At 63.0% G+C, this 19063-nt stretch carries 18 protein-coding genes; 10 read left to right on the forward strand and 8 right to left on the reverse strand.

Translation table 11 applies throughout. The features are described 5' to 3' along the window. Positions 1 to 118 precede the first annotated feature (118 nt). From EOB80_RS16785 to EOB80_RS16800, 4 genes are read left to right on the forward strand one after another with little or no spacing between them, the layout of a single operon-like run. Positions 119 to 979, forward strand: a complete 861-nt coding sequence (locus EOB80_RS16785) for a sugar ABC transporter permease (RefSeq protein WP_127328654.1) — start codon at positions 119 to 121, stop codon at positions 977 to 979. Further along, on the forward strand, positions 976 to 1812 hold the full coding sequence (locus EOB80_RS16790) for a carbohydrate ABC transporter permease (RefSeq protein WP_127256867.1): 837 nt from the start codon (positions 976 to 978) through the stop codon (positions 1810 to 1812). Before EOB80_RS16785 ends, EOB80_RS16790 begins: the two co-directional genes overlap by 4 nt. An 8-nt stretch (positions 1813 to 1820) precedes the next feature. Beyond that, complete coding sequence (gene ugpC, locus EOB80_RS16795) at positions 1821 to 2915, forward strand: sn-glycerol-3-phosphate ABC transporter ATP-binding protein UgpC (RefSeq protein ID WP_127328655.1); 1095 nt, start codon at positions 1821 to 1823, stop codon at positions 2913 to 2915. A gap of 35 nt (positions 2916 to 2950) precedes the next feature. Next, positions 2951 to 4978 (forward strand): aldo/keto reductase, encoded by a 2028-nt coding sequence (locus EOB80_RS16800; protein WP_127328656.1) that lies wholly within the window; start codon positions 2951 to 2953, stop codon positions 4976 to 4978. A gap of 27 nt (positions 4979 to 5005) precedes the next feature. On the opposite strand, the gene EOB80_RS16805 is transcribed toward EOB80_RS16800, so the two are convergent. Continuing rightward, positions 5006 to 5881, reverse strand: coding sequence for an AraC family transcriptional regulator (locus EOB80_RS16805; RefSeq protein WP_127319538.1), 876 nt, complete (start codon positions 5879 to 5881; stop codon positions 5006 to 5008). Between the two features lie 247 nt (positions 5882 to 6128). Here EOB80_RS16805 and EOB80_RS16810 point away from each other — a divergent pair, with 247 nt between their 5' ends. The 6 genes from EOB80_RS16810 to EOB80_RS16835 all read left to right on the forward strand — a co-directional run bounded on the left by EOB80_RS16810 (position 6129) and on the right by EOB80_RS16835 (position 15156). Further along, on the forward strand, positions 6129 to 7595 hold the full coding sequence (locus EOB80_RS16810; RefSeq protein WP_127328657.1) for an alpha-glucosidase/alpha-galactosidase: 1467 nt from the start codon (positions 6129 to 6131) through the stop codon (positions 7593 to 7595). A gap of 146 nt (positions 7596 to 7741) precedes the next feature. After that, positions 7742 to 9826 (forward strand): ABC transporter substrate-binding protein, encoded by a 2085-nt coding sequence (locus EOB80_RS16815; RefSeq protein WP_127328658.1) that lies wholly within the window; start codon positions 7742 to 7744, stop codon positions 9824 to 9826. A 111-nt stretch (positions 9827 to 9937) separates the two neighbouring features. After that, positions 9938 to 10945: an ABC transporter permease gene (locus EOB80_RS16820; protein ID WP_127328659.1), complete on the forward strand. Its 1008-nt coding sequence runs from the start codon at positions 9938 to 9940 to the stop codon at positions 10943 to 10945. A gap of 1 nt (position 10946) precedes the next feature. After that, positions 10947 to 12086: an ABC transporter permease gene (locus EOB80_RS16825; protein ID WP_127328660.1), complete on the forward strand. Its 1140-nt coding sequence runs from the start codon at positions 10947 to 10949 to the stop codon at positions 12084 to 12086. A 9-nt stretch (positions 12087 to 12095) separates the two neighbouring features. Further along, complete coding sequence (locus EOB80_RS16830) at positions 12096 to 13763, forward strand: ABC transporter ATP-binding protein (RefSeq protein WP_127328661.1); 1668 nt, start codon at positions 12096 to 12098, stop codon at positions 13761 to 13763. Positions 13764 to 13782: 19 nt separating this feature from the next. Continuing rightward, positions 13783 to 15156 carry an alpha-glucosidase/alpha-galactosidase gene (locus tag EOB80_RS16835; protein WP_127328662.1) on the forward strand — a complete coding sequence of 458 codons (1374 nt, stop codon included), beginning with the start codon at positions 13783 to 13785 and terminating at the stop codon, positions 15154 to 15156. A gap of 15 nt (positions 15157 to 15171) precedes the next feature. On the opposite strand, the gene yacG is transcribed toward EOB80_RS16835, so the two are convergent. The 7 genes from yacG to EOB80_RS16870 form a co-directional block, all read right to left on the reverse strand. After that, entirely contained in the window at positions 15172 to 15369 is a 198-nt protein-coding gene (gene yacG, locus EOB80_RS16840) for a DNA gyrase inhibitor YacG (RefSeq protein ID WP_127269085.1), read from the reverse strand. Then, positions 15366 to 15995: a Maf-like protein gene (locus EOB80_RS16845; protein ID WP_127319552.1), complete on the reverse strand. Its 630-nt coding sequence runs from the start codon at positions 15993 to 15995 to the stop codon at positions 15366 to 15368. The genes yacG and EOB80_RS16845 overlap by 4 nt, the downstream gene beginning before the upstream one ends. 21 nt (positions 15996 to 16016) lie before the next feature. Then, a complete protein-coding gene (infA, locus tag EOB80_RS16850) occupies positions 16017 to 16235 on the reverse strand; it encodes a translation initiation factor IF-1 (protein ID WP_006200926.1) in 219 nt (72 codons plus the stop codon). A gap of 87 nt (positions 16236 to 16322) precedes the next feature. Beyond that, the gene (locus EOB80_RS16855) at positions 16323 to 16793 is read right to left on the reverse strand and encodes a low molecular weight phosphatase family protein (protein WP_127272356.1); all 471 of its coding nucleotides are present in this window, start codon (positions 16791 to 16793) and stop codon (positions 16323 to 16325) included. Next, positions 16781 to 17266 (reverse strand): UPF0262 family protein, encoded by a 486-nt coding sequence (locus tag EOB80_RS16860; RefSeq protein ID WP_127271901.1) that lies wholly within the window; start codon positions 17264 to 17266, stop codon positions 16781 to 16783. The genes EOB80_RS16855 and EOB80_RS16860 overlap by 13 nt, the downstream gene beginning before the upstream one ends. A gap of 6 nt (positions 17267 to 17272) precedes the next feature. Beyond that, on the reverse strand, positions 17273 to 18565 hold the full coding sequence (hisD, locus tag EOB80_RS16865) for a histidinol dehydrogenase (protein ID WP_127328663.1): 1293 nt from the start codon (positions 18563 to 18565) through the stop codon (positions 17273 to 17275). Between the two features lie 7 nt (positions 18566 to 18572). Further along, positions 18573 to 19007, reverse strand: a complete 435-nt coding sequence (locus tag EOB80_RS16870; RefSeq protein ID WP_127268680.1) for a DUF2948 family protein — start codon at positions 19005 to 19007, stop codon at positions 18573 to 18575. Positions 19008 to 19063 lie beyond the last annotated feature (56 nt).

Below are 19063 nucleotides of genomic sequence, written 5' to 3' on the forward strand. Positions count from 1 at the left end.
CCCCGTCACTATACGGGGAGAGGATGCCGGCAGGCAGGTGAGGGGCGGCGCAGACCTCGAAGATTGAATACCGACAGGCCACCCGAACGGGCGGAAAGCAAAAGGGAAGGAGGCAAAAATGCGCAATCGCAACGCCACGGCCTATCGCTTCCTCACGCCCTATCTGCTGATCTTCGCGATCTTCTGGGTGTGGCCGATCATCAGCTCCTTCATGATCTCCTTCCAGGCGACGCGCACCGTGCCGTGGCGGTTCGCGCCGAGCTTCAACTGGGGCCGGTTGATCGGCGATCCGGCCTTCTTCAACGCCCTGAAGAACACGCTGCTCATCCTTGTCATCCAGGTGCCGGTGATGATCTCGCTGGCGCTTGTCATGGCGGTGCTGTTGAACTCGCCGCTCTTGAAGGCGCGCGGCCTCTACCGCTTTGCCTTCTTCGCCCCGGTGGTGGTCGGCGAGGTCGCCTATTCGGCGGTGTTCCGGCTGATGTTCAACCTCGATTTCGGCATCATCAACAAGCTGTTGAACAGCATCGGCCTGCCCAAGATCGACTGGTTTTCCAACGTCACGCCGGCGATGGCGCTGATCATGATCGCGGTGACCTGGCGCTGGGCCGGCTACAACGCCATCATCCTGCTCGCCGGCATGCAGTCCATTCCCGAAGATGTCTACGAAGCGGCGACGCTCGACCGCGTCAGCAAGCTCAAGCAGTTCTTCTACATCACCCTGCCGCTCTTGAAGCCGGTCATCGTATTCTGTCTTGTGCTGTCGATCATCGGCACCATGCAGCTGTTCACCGAGCCGTTCCTGATCACCGAACGCGGCGGACCTGGCGGCGGTACGGAGACGCTTGGCCTGCTGCTCTATCGCCAGGGTTTTAGGTCGCTCAATTTCGGCTATGCGTCGGCCGTCGCCTACACCATGGCCGGGCTGGCGATCGCCATCACGCTGGCGCAGCTGTGGCTGACGAGGGAACCGAAATGAGTTCGCGCTCCTCCGCCAGACTGGGACGCAGCATCGCTCTGCATCTGTTCCTGACGCCATTGGCGCTGATCTGGCTGTTTCCGCTGTGGATGATGGTGGTGTTCTCGACCATGCCGGACAACGGCATCTTCAGCCCCGGCATCGAGCTTTTGCCGCACGGCAATTTCATCGACAATTTCAACAATCTGCAGCGTGACACGAACTTCGTCGGCGCCATCGGCATTTCGGTCTCGGTGGCGGTGACCTACACCATCCTGTCGGTGCTGCTGACGTCGATGGCCGGCTGGGCGCTGGCCCGCTACCAGTTCTTCGGCAAGGGCGTGGTTGTCGCCATCATCCTCGGCACCATCACGCTTCCCTATGCGGTCGTGCTGATCCCGCAATTCATCATGGTGGCGCGCGACTTCAAGCTCGCCAACACCTGGGTGGCGCTGATCGTGCCGCCGCTGTTCAATTCGCTCGGCGTGCTGTTCATGCGGCAGAGTTTTTCGATGATGCCGGACGACCTCTTCGATGCTGCGCGCGTCGAAGGCGTCAAGGAATGGCGCATCTTCCTCTTCGTCGCGCTGCCTTTGGCGCGGCCGATGCTGGCCGCACTCGCCATCATCCTGTTCCTCGCCTCCTGGAACAATTATCTGTGGCCGCTTTTGATCAACAGCCAGCCGGGTTCGATGACGGCGCCGGTGGCGCTCGGCACGCTGATCGGCCTCACCAAGGTGTCATGGGGCGGCATCATGGCGGGCGCGGTGATGCTGACGGTGCCGATGCTCGTCGTCTTCGTGCTGCTGCAGCGCCATTTCATCGCCGGCATCGCCGCCGGCGCGGTCAAGTAAGGGGCAGCATGGCAACGGTCACGCTCAACAATGTCGTCAAGCGCTTCGGTGTCTTCGAGGTCGTCCATGGCGCCAGCATCGACATCAAGGACGGCGAGTTCGTCGTCTTCGTCGGGCCCTCCGGCTGCGGAAAATCGACGCTGCTCAGGATGATCGCCGGGCTCGAGGACATCAGCGGCGGCGAGATCGCCATCGGCGGCAAGATGGTCAACGATGTCGAGCCGGCCGACCGTGGCATCGCCATGGTGTTCCAGTCCTACGCGCTCTATCCGCATATGAGCGTCGAACAGAACCTCTCTTTCGGCTTGCGCATGACCGGCAATCCAAAGGCCGACACCGAACGGCGGGTGAAGCGGGCGGCCGAGATCCTGCGCATCAGCGAATTGATGGACAGGCGCCCGAAAAAACTCTCCGGGGGACAGCGCCAGCGCGTCGCCATCGGCCGCGCCATCGTGCGCGAACCGCAGGTGTTCCTGTTCGACGAGCCGCTCTCCAACCTCGACGCCGAATTGCGCGTCCAGATGCGCGTCGAGATCTCCCGGCTGCACAAGGAGCTCGGCACGACAATGATCTATGTCACGCACGACCAGACCGAGGCGATGACGCTCGCCGACAGGATCGTCGTGATGCGCGCCGGCCATATCGAGCAGATCGGCCGGCCGCTCGATCTCTACGACAACCCCGACAATCAGTTCGTCGCGGGCTTTGTCGGCTCGCCGAAGATGAACTTCATCAAAGGCCGGGTCGTCGGGCACGATGCGCGTGGTGTCGTGGTCGAGCTAGCGGGTCAGGAGAAGACCTGCATCACGCAACCGCTGACCGGCGCTGCACCTGAAATGGGCAGCCCAAAAATCGGCAGCAAGGTCATTGTCGGCGTGCGGCCCGAACATTTCGGCAATGCCGGAGAGGGCGACGCCGACCTCGTGGTTGCCATCGACGTGGTCGAGCACCTGGGCGGCACAAGTTTCCTCTACGCCAGAACGGCCAACGGTGACGACGTGGTGATCCAGCGCGACGCGACGAAGGTTCCCGACACATCAGAGATCACCGTTTCCATCCGCAAATCCTACCTGTTCGACGAAAAAGGACTGCGGCTGCGCTGACCGCCGGCCCTTTCCAGCCTTCAAGGAGAATGACAATGACTGCAACCACGCCCATTCGCTGGGGCATCCTCGGCCCGGGCAGCATCGCCCAGTCCTTTGCCGGTGGCGTGGCCGCTTCGCGCACCGGAAAGCTGGTCGCCATCGGCGCGCGAAATCCCGCCAAGCCCGGCCTCGCCGAGAGTTTTCCTGGCGCCCGCATTCTCGACGGCTACGACGCGCTGCTCGCCGATCCCGACATCGATGCCATCTACATTTCGATACCGCATCCCGGTCATGCGCAATGGGCGATCAAGGCGGCTGAGGCCGGAAAGCATGTGCTGTGCGAAAAGCCGCTTGCGCTGACCGCCTTCGAAGCCGACGCCATGATGCATGCCGCGCGCAAGGCCGGCACATTCCTCGGCGAAGCCTTCATGTACCGGCTGCACCCGCAGACGCTGAAGCTGGTGGACCTGATCAGGTCCGGTGTCATCGGCGAGATCAGGATGATCAAATCGAGCTTCGGCTTCGCCATGCCGGGCTTCATGCCGCAGCACCGGCTCTATGCCAACGATCTCGCCGGCGGCGGCATTCTCGATGTCGGCGGCTATCCCGTCTCGATGGTTCGGCTGATTGCCGGCGCGGCGCTCGGACAACCTTTCGCTGAGCCGGACAAGGTGGTCGGCACCGCCCATCTGGGCCAGTCCGGCGTCGACGAATGGGCGTCCGCGCTGCTGCATTTCCCAGGCGGCATTGTCGCCGAAGTCTCCTGCAGCATTTCGCTCAACCAGGACAATGTGCTGCGCGTCCTGGGCACAAAGGGCCGTATCGAAGTGCCGGACTTCTGGTTCGCCGGCGGCAACCGCGACGTCGGCCTCGGCCGAATCGACATCATCGCATCCACCGGCGCGCGCGAGACCATTAGCGTCGAAGAGAAGCGCCATGTCTATTCCTTCGAGGTCGACGCAGCCGGCGACGCCATCCGTGCCGGCGACCAAGAATTCGCATGGCCTGGCATGGCGTGGGCGGAAAGCCTCGGCACCTTGCGCGTGCTGGACAAATGGCGGGCGGCAGCCGGCCTGGAATACGGGATCGAGAAAGCCGCGCAGCGCACCAACACCATCTCCGGCCGGCCTTTGCGGTCCGGCGGCACGGCGATCGCCAAGCGCACCATTCCTGGCCTGTCGAAGCCGGCATCGGTGGTGGCGCTCGGCTTCGAGGATTTCCGTACCTTTTCCTCAGGCTCGATCCTGCTCGATGCCTTTTTCGAGGCCGGCGGCAATCTCTTCGACACCGGCTATGTCTATGGCGGCGGCTATACCGAGAAGCTGCTTGGCGAGTGGTTGAAAAACCGTGGCGTACGCGCGCAATCGGTGGTCATCGCCAAGGGCGCGCATTCGCCGCTCTGCTATCCCGATGTGATCGGCAAGCAGCTCGACCAGACGCTCGAACGCCTGCAGACCGATCATGTCGATGTCTATTTCATGCACCGCGACAATCCCGATGTGCCGGTCGGCGAATTCGTCGATGCGATGGATCGTGAGGTCAAGGCCGGCCGCATCCGCGGCCCGTTCGGCGGCTCGAATTGGACGATGGAACGCATGGATGAGGCAATTGCCTATGCCGAGCGTACCGGCAAGCAAAAGCCCGGCGCGCTGTCCAACAATTTCTCGCTGGCTGAAATGCTGGAGCCGATCTGGGCAGGCTGCGTCACGTCCTCCACGGATCCATGGAAGGCCTGGCTGACATCCAGGCAGATGCCGAATTTCGCCTGGTCGAGTCAGGGGCGCGGCTTCTTCACCGATCGCGCAGGTCGAGACAAGCAAGACAATGAGGAACTGGTGCGGGTCTGGTACTCCGAGCGGAATTTCGGCCGCCGCGACCGGGCGGTCGAACTTGCCGCGAGACTGGGCAAGAGCCCGATTCATATTGCGCTGGCCTATGTGCTCGCTCAGCCCTTCCCATCCATCCCGCTAATCGGGCCACGCACGCTGGACGAGTTGGACGACAGCCTGCGCGCTCTCGACATCACGCTGTCGCAAGCCGATCTCGAATGGCTGGATGGCGGCAGTCGGCGCGCTGCCTAGCTGGCTGCCGGCTTAACCGTCGCGGCGTCAGGTCTCGTCATCAGGCGCCCTGACGCCACGCCTCGCCGGTGTCCGCAAATTGGCATACATGCCGGTGGTGCGGAATTGGCTCGGCGTGATGCCGTAGCAGCGGCGGAAGACTTTTGAAAAATAGTTCGCGTCCTCGAAGCCGCACAGGATGGCGACCTCCTTCACCGGCAGAAAATCCGCCTTGGTCAGCAGCTTCGCCGCGCGTTGCAGACGCTGCTGCAGCACGAACTCGGCAGGCGGCAAGCCTTCGCTTTCAGCAAAACAGCGTGAGAAATGGGCCCGGCTGAGGCCGCTGATCTGGACCAGGTCCGCCACCGGCAGCGGCCTGTCGAGATTGGCATTGATGTGATCGATGACCGGCTGCATGGCGCTCTGTTTTTCGGCAAAGGCATGGGAGCCGAAGACATCGTCATAGAGCGCCATCGCAGCCTCGTAGGCGACCGCCGAAGCGGCACCCGGCGAAGCAGCGCCTTTGATCAGGCGCAGACTGCAATCGGCAAGATGATCGATCGTTGCCGGCTGCAGCCGAAATACAGGACCCGAGACGCTGAGGATCGACTTGTGGATGCGCAGCGCCTCCTCGCCGTTCATCGAAATCCAGAAATATTCCCAGCGCTCGTCTCCAGCCAGCCAGTAGCGGTGGTTGTGCGGCACCAGCACCAGCAATGTGTCGTTCTTCTGCAGGCGGTAATTGCGGTTCTCGTAGCGCAGCCGGCCGGTTCCGCTGATCGTGTGCTGGAGCACGGTGAACGGCGTCTGGCCGCGCCTGCGCCCATCCCAGTCGTAGATCTCGTCCTCGCGCACTTCATAGCCCGTGCTCGTCGGCATGGCGTGCAGGCGCTGGCGGCCGCGCGGCAGCGAGATCGTGCGCATCGACTGTCCGTTGTTTATCAAATCCTGCAGCACAAAATTACCCTTGAAAGCATAATCCTTCTCTGGTCGCGCTCGCGAATAAGCGCATAATCGCCGTCGAAAAGCGAGAGAGATCCGCAGTCGAGGAGCGGACAGGGAGGTTGGCGAGCCGGTTTCCGGCTTGTCCTGCACACATGCCACGGCATGTGGCAACAGCTTCCCATTGTCATTCCTTGCCTGCAATTCGAAATGGAATGAGGTGCGGCTGGTGAGTTTCAAAATCGCTATCATCGGCGCCGGCAGTGTCGGCTTCACCAAGAAATTGTTCACCGACATCCTGTGCGTGCCCGAATTCAAGGACATCGAATTTGCGCTCACCGATGTAAGCGAGCACAACCTTCAGATGATCAAGGCGATCCTCGACAGGATCGTCGAGGCAAATAGGTTGCCGACCAGGGTGACGGCGACGACCGACCGCCGCAAGGCGCTCGAAGGCGCACGCTACGTCATCAGTTGCGTGAGGGTCGGCGGTCTCGAAGCCTATGCCGACGATATCCGCATTCCCCTGAAATACGGCATCGACCAATGCGTCGGCGATACGATCTGCGCCGGCGGCATTCTCTATGGCCAGCGCAACATCCCGGTGATCCTGGATTTCTGCAAGGACATGCGCGAGGTCGCCGAGACGAACGTCAAATTCCTGAACTACGCCAACCCGATGGCGATGAACACCTGGGCGGCGATCGAATACGGCAAGGTCGACACTGTCGGGCTCTGCCACGGCGTCCAGCACGGCGCCGAACAGATCGCCGAGGTGCTGGGCGCCAAGTCCACGCAGGAGCTCGATTATGTCTGTTCCGGCATCAACCACCAGACCTGGTTCATCGACCTGCGCCTGAACGGCCGCCCCATTGGCAAGGACGAACTGGTGGCTGCCTTCGAGGCGCATCCGGTCTATTCGCAGCAGGAGAAACTGCGCATCGACGTTCTGAAGCGCTTCGGCGTCTACTCGACCGAAAGCAACGGCCATCTTTCCGAATATCTGCCCTGGTACCGCAAACGTCCCGACGAGATCACGCGCTGGATCGATATGTCCGACTGGATTCACGGCGAGACAGGCGGCTATCTGCGCTACTCCACCGAAACCCGCAACTGGTTCGAGACGGAATATCCGCAGTTCCTCGAAGCGGCGTCAAAGCCGATCGACCGGGCGAAGCGCTCCAACGAGCATGCCAGCCACATATTGGAGGCGCTGGAGACCAACCGGGTCTATCGCGGCCACTTCAACGTCAAGAACAATGGCGTGATCACCAACCTGCCGCAGGATGCCATCATCGAGTCGCCCGGCTTCGTCGACCGTTTTGGCATCAACATGGCCGCCGGCATCACGTTGCCGGAGGCCTGCGCCGCCACCTGCATCGCTTCGATCAACGTCCAGCGCATGTCGGTGCATGCCGCGATATCAGGCGACATCGATCTTCTGAAGCTCGCCGTGCTGCATGACCCGCTGGTCGGCGCGGTTTCGACGCCGGAGGAGGTCTGGCAGATGGTCGACGAAATGGTCGTCGCCCAGGCGGCCTGGCTGCCGCAATATGCCCATGCGGTCCCGGCCGCCAGCGAGCGGCTGTCGACATCTCAGGTGAAGACCCGCGAGTGGGCGGGCGCCGCACGGCGCAGCGTTCGCTCGATCGAGGAATTACGCGCCGAACAAGCCGCGCTGAAGCAAGCCGGCTGAGACGAGCCGGCTGAGACGGGCCGGCTGGAAATTCATGCGGTGATGGTGGATCCATGGGAGGCGGATCCACTGCCACGAAGCCGTTTGAATTCGAGGAGAGGCGGAGCGGGTGCAAACGCTCCGGACAAACAAGAGGGAGAGAGACCGTGAGGAATTTCCGCAATATCGGCCTTGCTGCCGGACTGACGCTGAGCGTCTCGGTCTCGGCACTCGGTGCTTACGCTTCCGAACCGACGGTTCCGCCGGCGCCGACACCGTTTCCCGCCGAAGGCAAGATCAACTATGTCGCGCGAGACTCGATCCTGGAGTTCAAGGCGCTCCCCGAATATCACGAGCCCGACTGGGTCACCGAGAAATACGTCAAGACCGGCAAGCTGCCGCCGGTGAAAGACAGGCTGCCGAAGGAGCCGCTGGTCTTCAAGAAGGGCAACATGCAGGACGGCATCGGGGTCTATGGCGATACGATGCGCCACGTCATCGGCGGGCGGCCGGAAGGCTGGAACTACGGCGCCGGTCAGACGCAAGGCTGGGGCGGCATCGACATCGGCCTCTCCGAATGCCTGACGCGCACCGCCCCGCTGTTCCAGGTCGAGGCCAAGGACACCGAGCCGCTGCCGAACCTGGCCAGGAGCTGGGATTGGTCGAGCGATGGCCACAACCTGACCATGCACCTCATCGAAGGAGCGAAGTGGTCGGACGGCGTGCCGTTCAATGCCGACGACGTCATGTTCTACTGGGACGACGAGGTGGTCGATCCCAACGTCTCGCCGCTGAACGGCGCCACGCCGGAAACCTTCGGCGTCGGCACGACGCTAAAGAAGGTCGACGACTACACCGTCGAATGGACCTTCAACGATGCCTTCCCGAAGCAGTATCTGTATGCCATGGCCTACGGCACTTTCTGTCCTGGCCCCGCGCACATCCTGAAGCCGCAGCATCCGAAATACTCGAAGAACACCTACGATCAGTTCAAGAATGCCTTCCCGCCGGAATTCATGAACATGCCGGTGATGGGTGGCTGGGTCCCGGTCGAATACCGGCCGGACGACATCATCGTCATGCGCCGCAATCCCTATTACTGGAAGGTCGACGAGAAGGGTAACCAGCTGCCCTATCTCAACGAACTGCACTACAAGCTGTCGACCTGGGCCGATCGCGACGTCCAGGCGGTGGCCGGCGCGGCCGATTTTTCCAATCTGGAGCAGCCGGAAAACTTCGTCGCCTCGCTGAAGCGTGCGGCAGAGGCGAACGCACCGGCCCGTCTTGCTTTCGGCCCGCGGCTCATCGGCTACAATCTGCGCTTTAATTTTTCCGCCAATGGCTGGGGCAATCCGGACGAACGCGGCCAGGCGATCCGCGAGCTGAACCGCAACGAGGATTTCCGCAAGGCCGTCACCATGGCGCTCGACCGCAAGGCGCTCGGTGACTCGCTGGTCAAGGGGCCGTTCACCGCCATCTATCCCGGCGGCCTCTCGTCAGGAACCAGCTTCTACGACCGCGCTTCGACGGTCTACTACCCCTTCGACCTTGAGGGCGCCAAGGCGGAACTCGCCAAGGCCGGCCTCAAGGATACGGATGGCGACGGCTTCGTGAATTTTCCTTACGGTACCGCCGGCGGCAAGAATGTCGAGATCGTGATGCTGGTCAACAACGACTACACGACCGACAAGAGCCTTGCCGAAGGCGTCGTCGCCCAGATGGAAAAGCTCGGGCTTCGGGTCGTGCTCAATGGCCTCAACGGCACCCAGCGCGACGCTTCCCAATATTCGGGCCGCTTCGATTGGCTGGTCCGGCGCAACGAACAGGAACTGACGTCGGTGGTGCAGAACACCGTGCAGCTTGCCCCGGTCGGCCCGCGCACCAGCTGGGACCATCGGGCGCCGGAGAACGGCGAGGTCGATGTGATGCCGTTCGAAAAGGATCTCGTCGATATCGTCAACAAGTTCGTCTCGACGCAGGACAACGACCAGCGTGCCAGCCTGATGAAACAATTCCAGAAGATCTCGACGGAGCACGTCTACAATGTCGGCCTGACGGAATATCCCGGCGCGCTGATCGTCAACAAGCGCTTCTCGAACATTCCGCAGGGCACGCCGATCTTCATGTTCAACTGGGCCGAAGATTCGATCATCCGCGAAAGGGTCTTTGTCGCGGCCGACAAGCAGGCGAAATACGAATTGTTCCCCGAGGAGTTGCCCGGCAAACCCGGAGAGAAGGGGCCGATGAATTAGGTTTACCTCCCTGACTGAGAGACCTCCGGCCGCGCCGCTGGCGCGGCCGGACAAACCAACCTCCGGACGCAACCAAGGGCGCGATCGGCGAGACAAGGAAACGAACCGTCCATGCTGCGATTCCTGCTCACGCGCATAGCGTCGGCAATCCCGGTCCTCGCCATTTTGAGCCTGGCCACCTTTGCCATCATCCAGGCGCCGCCGGGCGATTATGCCGACTACATCCGCTCGCAGGCGATCAACCAGGGTGGAGCCTCCTTCGCCGAGGCCGACGCGCAGGCAAAGGCCTATCGCATCGAGCATGGTCTCGATAAGCCGCTGCCTCTCCAGTATCTCAACTGGATCGGTAGCATCGTCACCCGCGGCGATTTCGGCTACAGCCTGTACTACAACAAACCGGTCGCCGACGTGGTCGGAGAGCGCCTGCCGCGCACCCTTCTCCTGGCGCTGGTTTGCCATCTGCTGGCCTCGGTGCTGGGCATCACATTCGGCATATGGGCGGCGACCCGGCAATACACCTGGATCGACTCGACACTGTCGGCCATCTCTTTTCTCGGCATGACGGTGCCGCGCTTCCTGATGGCGCTGATCATCGTCTATCTCCTGGTGTTCCAGTTCAACGTGTCGGAGATCGGCTCATTCTTCTCGCCGCAATATGGTGGCGCGCCGTGGTCGTGGGCCAAATTCGTCGACCTGGTCAAGCATGTCTGGCCGGTGGTGGCGATCGCGACTTTCGGCGGGCTCGCCTACAATATGCGCGTCATGCGCGGCAACCTGCTCGATACGCTCAACGCGCAATATGTCGAAACGGCCAGGGCCAAGGGGCTGACCGGCAGCGCCGTGGTCATGCGCCACGCCGTACCCAACGCGCTGCACCCGCTCATCATGTATCAGGGTGTGGTGCTGCCTTACATGCTGACCGGCGAGATCGAGACGGCGATCATCTTCGCGCTGCCGACGGTCGGCCCGGCGATCGTCGGCTCCATGGCTGTCGGCGACGTCTATGTCACCGCCACCTTCATGATGGTGCTGTCGGCGACGCTGATCGTCGGCAACATCATCGCCGACATGCTGCTCGTCCTGCTCGATCCGCGCGTGCGCCAGTTCGGGGAGCGCTGAGATGCTGGCGCGCGATCCATCCCCTCCACCGCTGCCGGCCGAAGGGCCCATCGTCGCCAAACCGGCGCATGGCAACGAAAGCTACATCGCGCTTGTCTGGCGCCGGCTGAAGCGCTCCTGGACCGGCATGGCCGGGCTCTGGCTCGTCGTGCTGCTGCTGTTGATGGCCGTGTTCGCCGAGTTCATCGCGCCAATGGACCCGAAGGTCACGGATGTCGGCTTCGCGCCTCCGCAGGTGCCTGTTTTCCATGACAGAGATGGCGGTTTCGTCGCGCGGCCGAGGGTCTATGCGCTGGCCGATTCGGCGGACCTCGATCCGGTCACTTTCCAGCCCGTCGTCGGTCCCGACTACGACCATCCAAGGCTGCTTGGTTTCTTCGTGCATGGCGCGCCCTACAAGCTGTTCGGGCTCCTACCGGCGGACCGGCATCTGTTCGGCTCGCTGGACGGCCAGCCGGTGCATTTCCTGGGCACCGACAAGTTCGGCCGTGACGTGCTGTCGCGCGCCATCCATGGCTCGCGCGTCTCGCTGATGATCGCGCTGACGGTCGTCTTCATCATCACCGTCATCGGCACCACCGTCGGCATGGTCTCCGGCTATTTTGGCGGCAGGTTCGATGTCTGGATGCAGCGCTTCGTCGAACTGGTGCTCGCCTTCCCGCAGCTGCCGCTCTATCTGGCGCTGACGACGCTGATCCCGGTCACCGCTCCCACCAACGTCTTCCTGGCTTTCGTCATCATCGTCATGTCGGCCTTGGGCTGGGCGCAGATGTCGCGCGAGGTGCGCGGCAAGACGCTGGCGCTGGCGCGGATCGAGTATGTGCGCGCCGCCATGGCGGTCGGCGCCACCGACCGGCGCATCATCATGCAGCACATCTTCCCCAATGTGATGAGCCACGTGATCGTCGCCGTGACGCTGGCGATCCCGACCGTGGTGCTGCTCGAATCCTTCCTCGGGTTCCTCGGCTTCGCCGTCAAGCCGCCGCTGATCTCGTGGGGCCTGATGCTGCAGGACACCGCGACCTATTCCGTCATCGGCACCTATCCGTGGATCCTGTCGCCGGTCGGTTTCGTGCTCGTCACCGTCTTTGCCTTCAACGCGCTTGGCGACGGCCTGCGTGACGCCGTCGACCCTTATTGAGGTGCTGAGATGACCGTCGCGCTCGCCGAATCCTTCGCACCAACCGTCCGTCACGACCATGACGGACGCCAGGGCCAGCCGATCATCGATGCCCGCAACGTCGCCGTGGCCTTCAAGGTCGAGCATGGCGTCGTCGACGCGGTCAAGGACATCTCGTTTCAGCTCTATCGCGGCGAGACGATCGCCATCGTCGGTGAATCCGGTTCGGGCAAGTCGGTGACGGCGCGCACCGTCATGGGCCTTCTATCGCGGCGCGCCACCGTGTCCCCCGGATCGAGCGTCTGCTATGACGGGCAAAACATCCTGAAATTTCCCGAGAGCGCCCGGCGCAAGCTGCGCGGCAACCGCATCTCGATGATCTTCCAGGAGCCGATGAGCTCGCTCAACCCGATCTATACGGTCGGCAGCCAGATCGTCGAGGCGATCCGGGTGCATCGTAAGGTCAGCCGCAAACAGGCCTGGGCGCGCGCACTGGAACTTCTGCAGCATGTGCAGATTCCCGATCCCGCCGCGCGGCTCAAGCAATACCCGCACCAGCTCTCTGGCGGGCAACGCCAGCGGGTGATGATCGCCATGGCGCTGGCCAACAATCCCGATGTGCTGATCGCCGATGAGCCAACCACAGCGCTCGATGTCACCGTCCAGGCGCAGATCCTGAACCTGATCCGCAGCCTGCAGAAAGAGCTGCGCATGGCGGTGATCCTGATCACCCACGACTTGACCGTGGTGCGCCAGTTCTCCGACTACGTCTATGTCATGCAGCATGGCGAAATGTGCGAGCACAACGTCACCGAACGGCTGTTCGCCAACCCACAGCACCCCTATACGAGACGGCTGCTGGCTTCAGAGCCGCATGGCCAGCCGAAACCCCTTCCGGAGGGCTGCGGCACCATCCTCGAGGCAAGCGGCGTGCACGTCTCATTCATGCTGCGCCACGGCACCTTCCTGAAACCGGACTGGCGAGAGTTGGTCGCTGTCGAAGATCTCGGCCTGAAACTCTGTCGCCATGAGACGCTGGGGCTGGTCGGCGAATCCGGCTCCGGCAAGACCACCTTCGGCCAGGCCTTGCTCCGGTTGATCGACGCCAAGCGCGGCGAGATCCATTTCGACGGCAAGCCGATCCATGGCCTGTCGCGTGCCGAGATGCGGCCGCTGCGCTCGCGCATGCAGATCGTCTTCCAGGATCCGTTCTCCTCGCTCAACCCGCGCATGACGATCGGCCAGATCATCGAGGAAGGGCTGATCGTCAACAGCATAGGGGCGACGCGGCGCGAGCGGGTCGAACGGGTGCGCGACGCGCTGGTCAGCGCCGGCATGCCGGGCGATATACTGTCGCGGTTTCCGCATGAATTCTCGGGCGGCCAGCGGCAGCGCATCGCCATCGCCCGGGCCATCGCGCTCGAACCCGAATTCATCCTGCTCGACGAGCCGACATCGGCGCTCGACCTCTCCGTCCAGGCGCAGATCATTGACCTCCTGCGCAAGCTGCAGGACGAGCGCGGCCTCAGCTACCTCTTCATCTCGCACGACCTCAAGGTGGTGCGCGCGCTGTGCCACCGCGTGATCGTCATGCAGAACGGCAAGATCGTCGAGCAGGGTCCCGTCGACGACGTCCTGTCCAATCCCAAGACCGCCTACACCGAACGGCTCGTCAGGGCCGCTTTCGACGTGGCCTGAAAATGTGCCGGAGGTTAGCATGACAAGAAATCCCAAGATCACGTTCATCGGCGCCGGCTCGACGGTGTTCATGAAGAACATTGTCGGCGACGTGCTGCAGCGGCCGTCGCTTTCGGGCGCGACGATCGCGCTGATGGACATCAATCCGCAGCGGCTGGAAGAGAGCGCCATCGTCGTCAACAAGCTGATCGCGACGCTCGGTGTCAAAGCGAAGACCGAGACCCATTCGGACCAGCGCAAGGCACTGGCCGACGCCGATTTCGTCGTCGTCGCCTTCCAGATCGGCGGCTATGAGCCCTGCACGGTCACCGACTTCGAGGTGCCGAAGAAATACGGCCTGCGCCAGACGATCGCCGACACGCTGGGCGTCGGCGGCATCATGCGGGGCCTCCGGACCGTGCCGCATCTGTGGAAGGTGTGTGAAGATATGCTCGCCGTCTGCCCGCAGGCGATCATGCTGCAATATGTCAACCCGATGGCGATCAACACCTGGGCGATATCGGAGAAATATCCCGACATCAGGCAGGTCGGCCTCTGCCATTCGGTGCAGGGCACGGCGATGGAACTGGCTGAAGACCTCGACATTCCCTACGAAGAAATCCGCTATCGCTCGGCCGGCATCAACCACATGGCGTTCTACCTGAAGTTCGAGCATCGCCAGCCGGACGGTTCCTACCGCAACCTCTACCCAGATCTCGTGCGCGCCTATCGCGAAGGCCGCGCGCCCAAGCCCGGCTGGAACCCGCGCTGCCCCAACAAGGTGCGCTACGAGATGCTGACCCGGCTCGGCTATTTCGTCACCGAGAGCTCGGAACATTTCGCCGAATACACGCCCTATTTCATCAAGGAAGGGCGCCCCGACCTGATCGAGAAGTACGGCATCCCGCTGGATGAGTATCCCAAGCGCTGCATCGAACAGATCGAGCGCTGGAAGGGACAGGCTGAGGCCTATCGCTCGGCCGATCGCATCGAAGTCGAGCAGTCCAAGGAATATGCCTCGTCGATCATGAATTCGGTCTGGACCGGCGAGCCGTCAGTGATCTACGGCAATGTCCGCAACAATGGCTGCATCACCTCGCTGCCCCGCGATTGTGCCGCCGAAGTGCCGTGCCTGGTCGATGCCTCCGGCATCCAGCCGACCTATATCGGCGAGCTGCCGCCGCAATTGACCGCGCTGATGCGCACCAACATCAACGTGCAGGAACTGACGGTGCGGGCGCTGATGACGGAAAACCGCGAGCACATCTATCATGCGGCGATGATGGACCCGCACACATCAGCCGAACTCGATCTCGACCAGATCTGGTCCCTGGTCGATGATCTCCTGGCCGCCCACGGTGACTGGCTGCCTGCCTGGGCGCGGACGAACCGCAAGAGCGAGGCCGCCGCCTGATCGGCGGCGCCCGGCTCATTTCGAATCGTCGGGGTCCGTTTCTTCCTCGTCGTCGCGAGCCTTGATGACGTAAGCGCCCTTCAGCCAGCGATTGAGGTCGATGTCCTTGCAGCGCGTCGAGCAGAACGGGAAGGTGTCGCGCGCCGAGGGCTTGCCGCATTCGGGGCAGGGGCGCTTCGGGCGCAAGGGCGTGACTTTGGGATCGGAATTCACAGCCGGGGTCCCGCCAGCCAGCCGCCATGCACCTTGAAGCCCTCGCCGCTCAACAGCGCGACGGTCTCATAGAGCGGCAGGCCAACGATATTGGTGTAGGAGCCGACCAGCTTGACGACGAAGGCGCCGGCGAGGCCCTGGACGGCGTAACCACCCGCTTTGCCGCGCCATTCGCCCGAGGCGACATAGGCGTCAATCTCTTCGCGCGGCAGCCGCTTGAAACGCACCCGCGTCTCGACCAGCCGTTGGCGCAGCTTGCCACCCGGGGTGATCAGGCAGATGCCGGAATAGACCCGGTGCGAACGGCCCGACAACAGCCCGAGGCAGTTGGCAGCGTCGTCGAGGGTTTCCGCCTTGGGCAGGATGCGCCGTCCGACGGCAACCACCGTGTCGGCGGCCAGCACGAAACCTGGCGCGTAGTCGGCTTCGGTCTGCAGCGAGGCGAACGCCTTCTCGGCCTTTTCCCTCGACAGCCGCTTGGCCAGCGAGCGCGGATGCTCGGCACGCAACGGCGTTTCGTCGACATCGGCCGGCAGCACGCGGTCCGGCTCGATGCCGGCCTGCTGCAAGAGCTCGATCCGGCGCGGCGAACCCGAGGCAAGCACCAGCTTCTGCAAAATGCTCATCGCGGACCAGTCGGGCTTTGCTTACTTGAAACGATAGGTGATGCGGCCCTTGGTCAGGTCGTATGGCGTCATCTCGACCAGAACCTTGTCGCCGGTCAGCACGCGGATGCGGTTCTTGCGCATGCGGCCGGCCGTATGGGCGATGATTTCGTGTTCGTTTTCGAGCTTTACCCGGAACATCGCGTTCGGCAACAATTCCGTCACGACACCCGGAAACTCGAGGACTTCTTCCTTCGGCATTCGATACCTTTGCTTGGATGGTAGTTCCAGCACCCTGGCCGGAATTTCGGCGGAACCTATATGATAATCGTCCGCTTGTGAACACGCTTAATCCGTCGCGTTTTTTGCTCCTGGAAGCAGAAAACGTCGGCCTATGCGCACCTTCAGCCGCTCGCGCACATCGCGATAACTAGCCATGATCTGTTCGCGGGTGCCGCTGGCGTCGGTCGGGTCCGGCGTCGGCCAGTATTCGACCTCGACAGCGAGCGAGCGGGTGAGTTCAAGTGCGGCGTGGTGCGCTTCCGGCGCCAGCGTGACGATGAGGTCGAAATAGTCGTCCTCGAGATCGTCCATTGTCCTTGGGTGACGCCCGCCCAGCGTGAGACCGTCTTCGGCAAGCACCGCATCGACGAATGGATCGCGCTCGCCGGCGCGAACGCCTGCCGAAGCGACAAAGACGGTGGCGGGCAGCATGCGGCGCGCCAGTTGCTCCGCCATTGGCGAGCGCACGGCATTCATGCCGCACAGGAACAGGATCGAACGGGGCAGGGCGCCGGGTGCCAGGGCTAGCCCCGCCAGTGCAGTACGCAGACCAGCGTGAACAGCCGGCGCGCCGTATCGAAGTCGATGTCGATCTTGCCGGACAGCCGGTCCATCAGCGTCTGCGAACCTTCATTGTGCAGGCCGCGGCGGCCCATGTCGATCGCTTCGATGTGGCTCGGCGTCGAGGAGCGGATGGCGTCGTAGTAGCTTTCGCAGATCATATAGTAATCCTTGACGATGCGCCTGAGCGGCGTCAGCGACAGGATATGGGTGACGACGGCGGTGCCATCCTCGCGCGCCACGGCAAACACCAGGCGCTGCTCGGCCAGCGACAGTTTCAGCCGGTAAGGGCCGTCGCCGCTGTCACTGACGGGCTGAAAACTGTTCTCCTCGATCAGGTCGAAGATCGCCACCGCGCGTTCATGCTCGACATCGGGTGTCGACCGGCCGATCGATTCATCGAGTTCGACATCGATCAGCCTGGCGCGGGTTTGATCGGGGCCAGACATCGCCGCCTACATGTTCAACCGTATGGCGACGGAGCGTCCATGCGCGTCAAGGCCTTCCGCCTTGGCCAGCGCAATCGCCGCCGGCGCCAAGATCCGCAACTGTTCCGGTCCAAGCTTGAGGATCGACGTGCGCTTGACGAAATCGAGCACCGACAGACCGGACGAGAAGCGCGCCGAGCGCGCCGTCGGCAGCACATGGTTGGAGCCGCCGACATAGTCGCCGATGGCTTCCGGCGTGTGGCGGCCGAGAAAGACCGCACCCGCGTTGCGCATCCGCGACAGGAAGCCCTCGGCATCGTCGATGGCCAGTTCGACATGTTCGGCGGCGATGCGGTCGACCAGCGGCAGCGCGGCGTCGATGGTCGACACCTGGATCACCGCACCAAAATCACGCCAGCTCGCCGCCGCCGTCTCGGCGCGTGGCAGGCTCTGCAACTGGCGCTCGACGGCTTGTTCGACAGCGATGCCGAAGGCTGAATTGTCGGTGACCAGGATCGATTGCGCCGATGCATCGTGCTCGGCCTGGGCCAGCAGGTCGGCCGCGATCCAGTCCGGATCGTTGCTGCCGTCGGCCACGACGAGCACTTCCGACGGCCCGGCGATCATGTCGATGCCGACGGCGCCGAACACCTGGCGCTTGGCCGCCGCGACATAGGCATTGCCAGGGCCGACGATCTTGGCGACCGGCCTGATCGTTTCGGTGCCGTAGGCAAGGGCGGCGATCGCCTGCGCGCCGCCGACACGGTAGATTTCCGACACGCCTGATATGTCGGCCGCCACCAGCACCAGCGGATTGATGATGCCGCCCGGCGCCGGTACGACCATGACGATGCGCTCGACGCCGGCCACCTTGGCCGGCACGGCGTTCATCAGCACCGAGCTTGGATAGCTCGCCGTGCCGCCCGGCACATAGAGCCCAACCGCCTCGACCGCCGTCCAGCGCCAGCCGAGCTCGACGCCGGCGGCATCCGTATAGCGCTCATCCTTTGGTCGCTGCCGCTCATGATGCGAGCGGATGCGGTCGCGCGCGAATTCCAGCGCCTCGATCGTCTTTGGGTCGGCGGCCTTGTAGGCCTGGGCGATGTCGTCCTTCGAAACGGCGATGCCCAGTCCAGCCAGATCGGCGCGATCGAATTTCCGTGAATAGTCGATCAGCGCCGCGTCGCCCTCGGCGCGCACGCGCGCGATGATGGCGCCCACCGCTGCATCGACGTCGGCGGACACTTCCCGCTTGGTCAACAGGAAGGCGGCGAAACGCTGTTCGAAATCGGCGTCGGACTGACGAAGCGTGATGGCCATCGGACGCTCAGGCCTTGTGGATGGGGCGCGAGGTGGCTTCCCACGCCCCGCCGATGTCGGCAAGGCGGGCCTCGATGCATTCGACGTCGAGCATGATCGCACCGCCGCCCGAGAAGATCAGCTCGACGATGCCGGCCGGCTTGCTGATCTCGATGAAGCTGATCGCCAGCAGCGACAGGACTTCCGCAGGCTTGTCGCGGTCGATGCCGCTGGTCTTGGCGCCGAGCACGCGGTCGAAATGCAGCACGGCCTGCCGTCGCTCATTGTGCTGGCGAAACAGGCCGGATTTTGCCTCCCAGACGAAACGGTTCATGGTCAGCAGGAAACGCTTGGCCGCGGGCAGGAATTCGAGGTCGCTGACTTTCAGCACGGCATCCTGGACATGAGCCGAAACGATGCTCAGATCCTGATCGTCGAGCGCGATAAGCTTAAGGCCGGTCATGCGGATTTCGCACCTGAAGGTTGATTGTTCAGCCTTCTGTTAGGCGGTCTTGGCGA

Source organism: Mesorhizobium sp. M7A.F.Ca.MR.245.00.0.0 (assembly GCF_003997415.1).
Taxonomy (GTDB): Bacteria; Pseudomonadota; Alphaproteobacteria; order Rhizobiales; family Rhizobiaceae; genus Mesorhizobium.

Coding starts and splice junctions, on each gene's coding strand:
- ugpC (WP_127328655.1), top strand. CDS start 1,821: ATGGCAACGGTCACGCTCAACAATGTCGTCAAGCGCTTCGGTGTCTTC.
- EOB80_RS16845 (WP_127319552.1), bottom strand. CDS start 15,995: ATGAGCATTTTGCAGAAGCTGGTGCTTGCCTCGGGTTCGCCGCGCCGG.
- EOB80_RS16785 (WP_127328654.1), top strand. CDS start 119: ATGCGCAATCGCAACGCCACGGCCTATCGCTTCCTCACGCCCTATCTG.
- hisD (WP_127328663.1), bottom strand. CDS start 18,565: ATGGCCATCACGCTTCGTCAGTCCGACGCCGATTTCGAACAGCGTTTC.
- EOB80_RS16860 (WP_127271901.1), bottom strand. CDS start 17,266: ATGTCTGGCCCCGATCAAACCCGCGCCAGGCTGATCGATGTCGAACTC.
- EOB80_RS16835 (WP_127328662.1), top strand. CDS start 13,783: ATGACAAGAAATCCCAAGATCACGTTCATCGGCGCCGGCTCGACGGTG.
- EOB80_RS16825 (WP_127328660.1), top strand. CDS start 10,947: ATGCTGGCGCGCGATCCATCCCCTCCACCGCTGCCGGCCGAAGGGCCC.
- infA (WP_006200926.1), bottom strand. CDS start 16,235: ATGCCGAAGGAAGAAGTCCTCGAGTTTCCGGGTGTCGTGACGGAATTG.
- EOB80_RS16820 (WP_127328659.1), top strand. CDS start 9,938: ATGCTGCGATTCCTGCTCACGCGCATAGCGTCGGCAATCCCGGTCCTC.
- EOB80_RS16805 (WP_127319538.1), bottom strand. CDS start 5,881: ATGCGCACGATCTCGCTGCCGCGCGGCCGCCAGCGCCTGCACGCCATG.
- EOB80_RS16830 (WP_127328661.1), top strand. CDS start 12,096: ATGACCGTCGCGCTCGCCGAATCCTTCGCACCAACCGTCCGTCACGAC.
- EOB80_RS16790 (WP_127256867.1), top strand. CDS start 976: ATGAGTTCGCGCTCCTCCGCCAGACTGGGACGCAGCATCGCTCTGCAT.
- EOB80_RS16800 (WP_127328656.1), top strand. CDS start 2,951: ATGACTGCAACCACGCCCATTCGCTGGGGCATCCTCGGCCCGGGCAGC.
- EOB80_RS16870 (WP_127268680.1), bottom strand. CDS start 19,007: ATGACCGGCCTTAAGCTTATCGCGCTCGACGATCAGGATCTGAGCATC.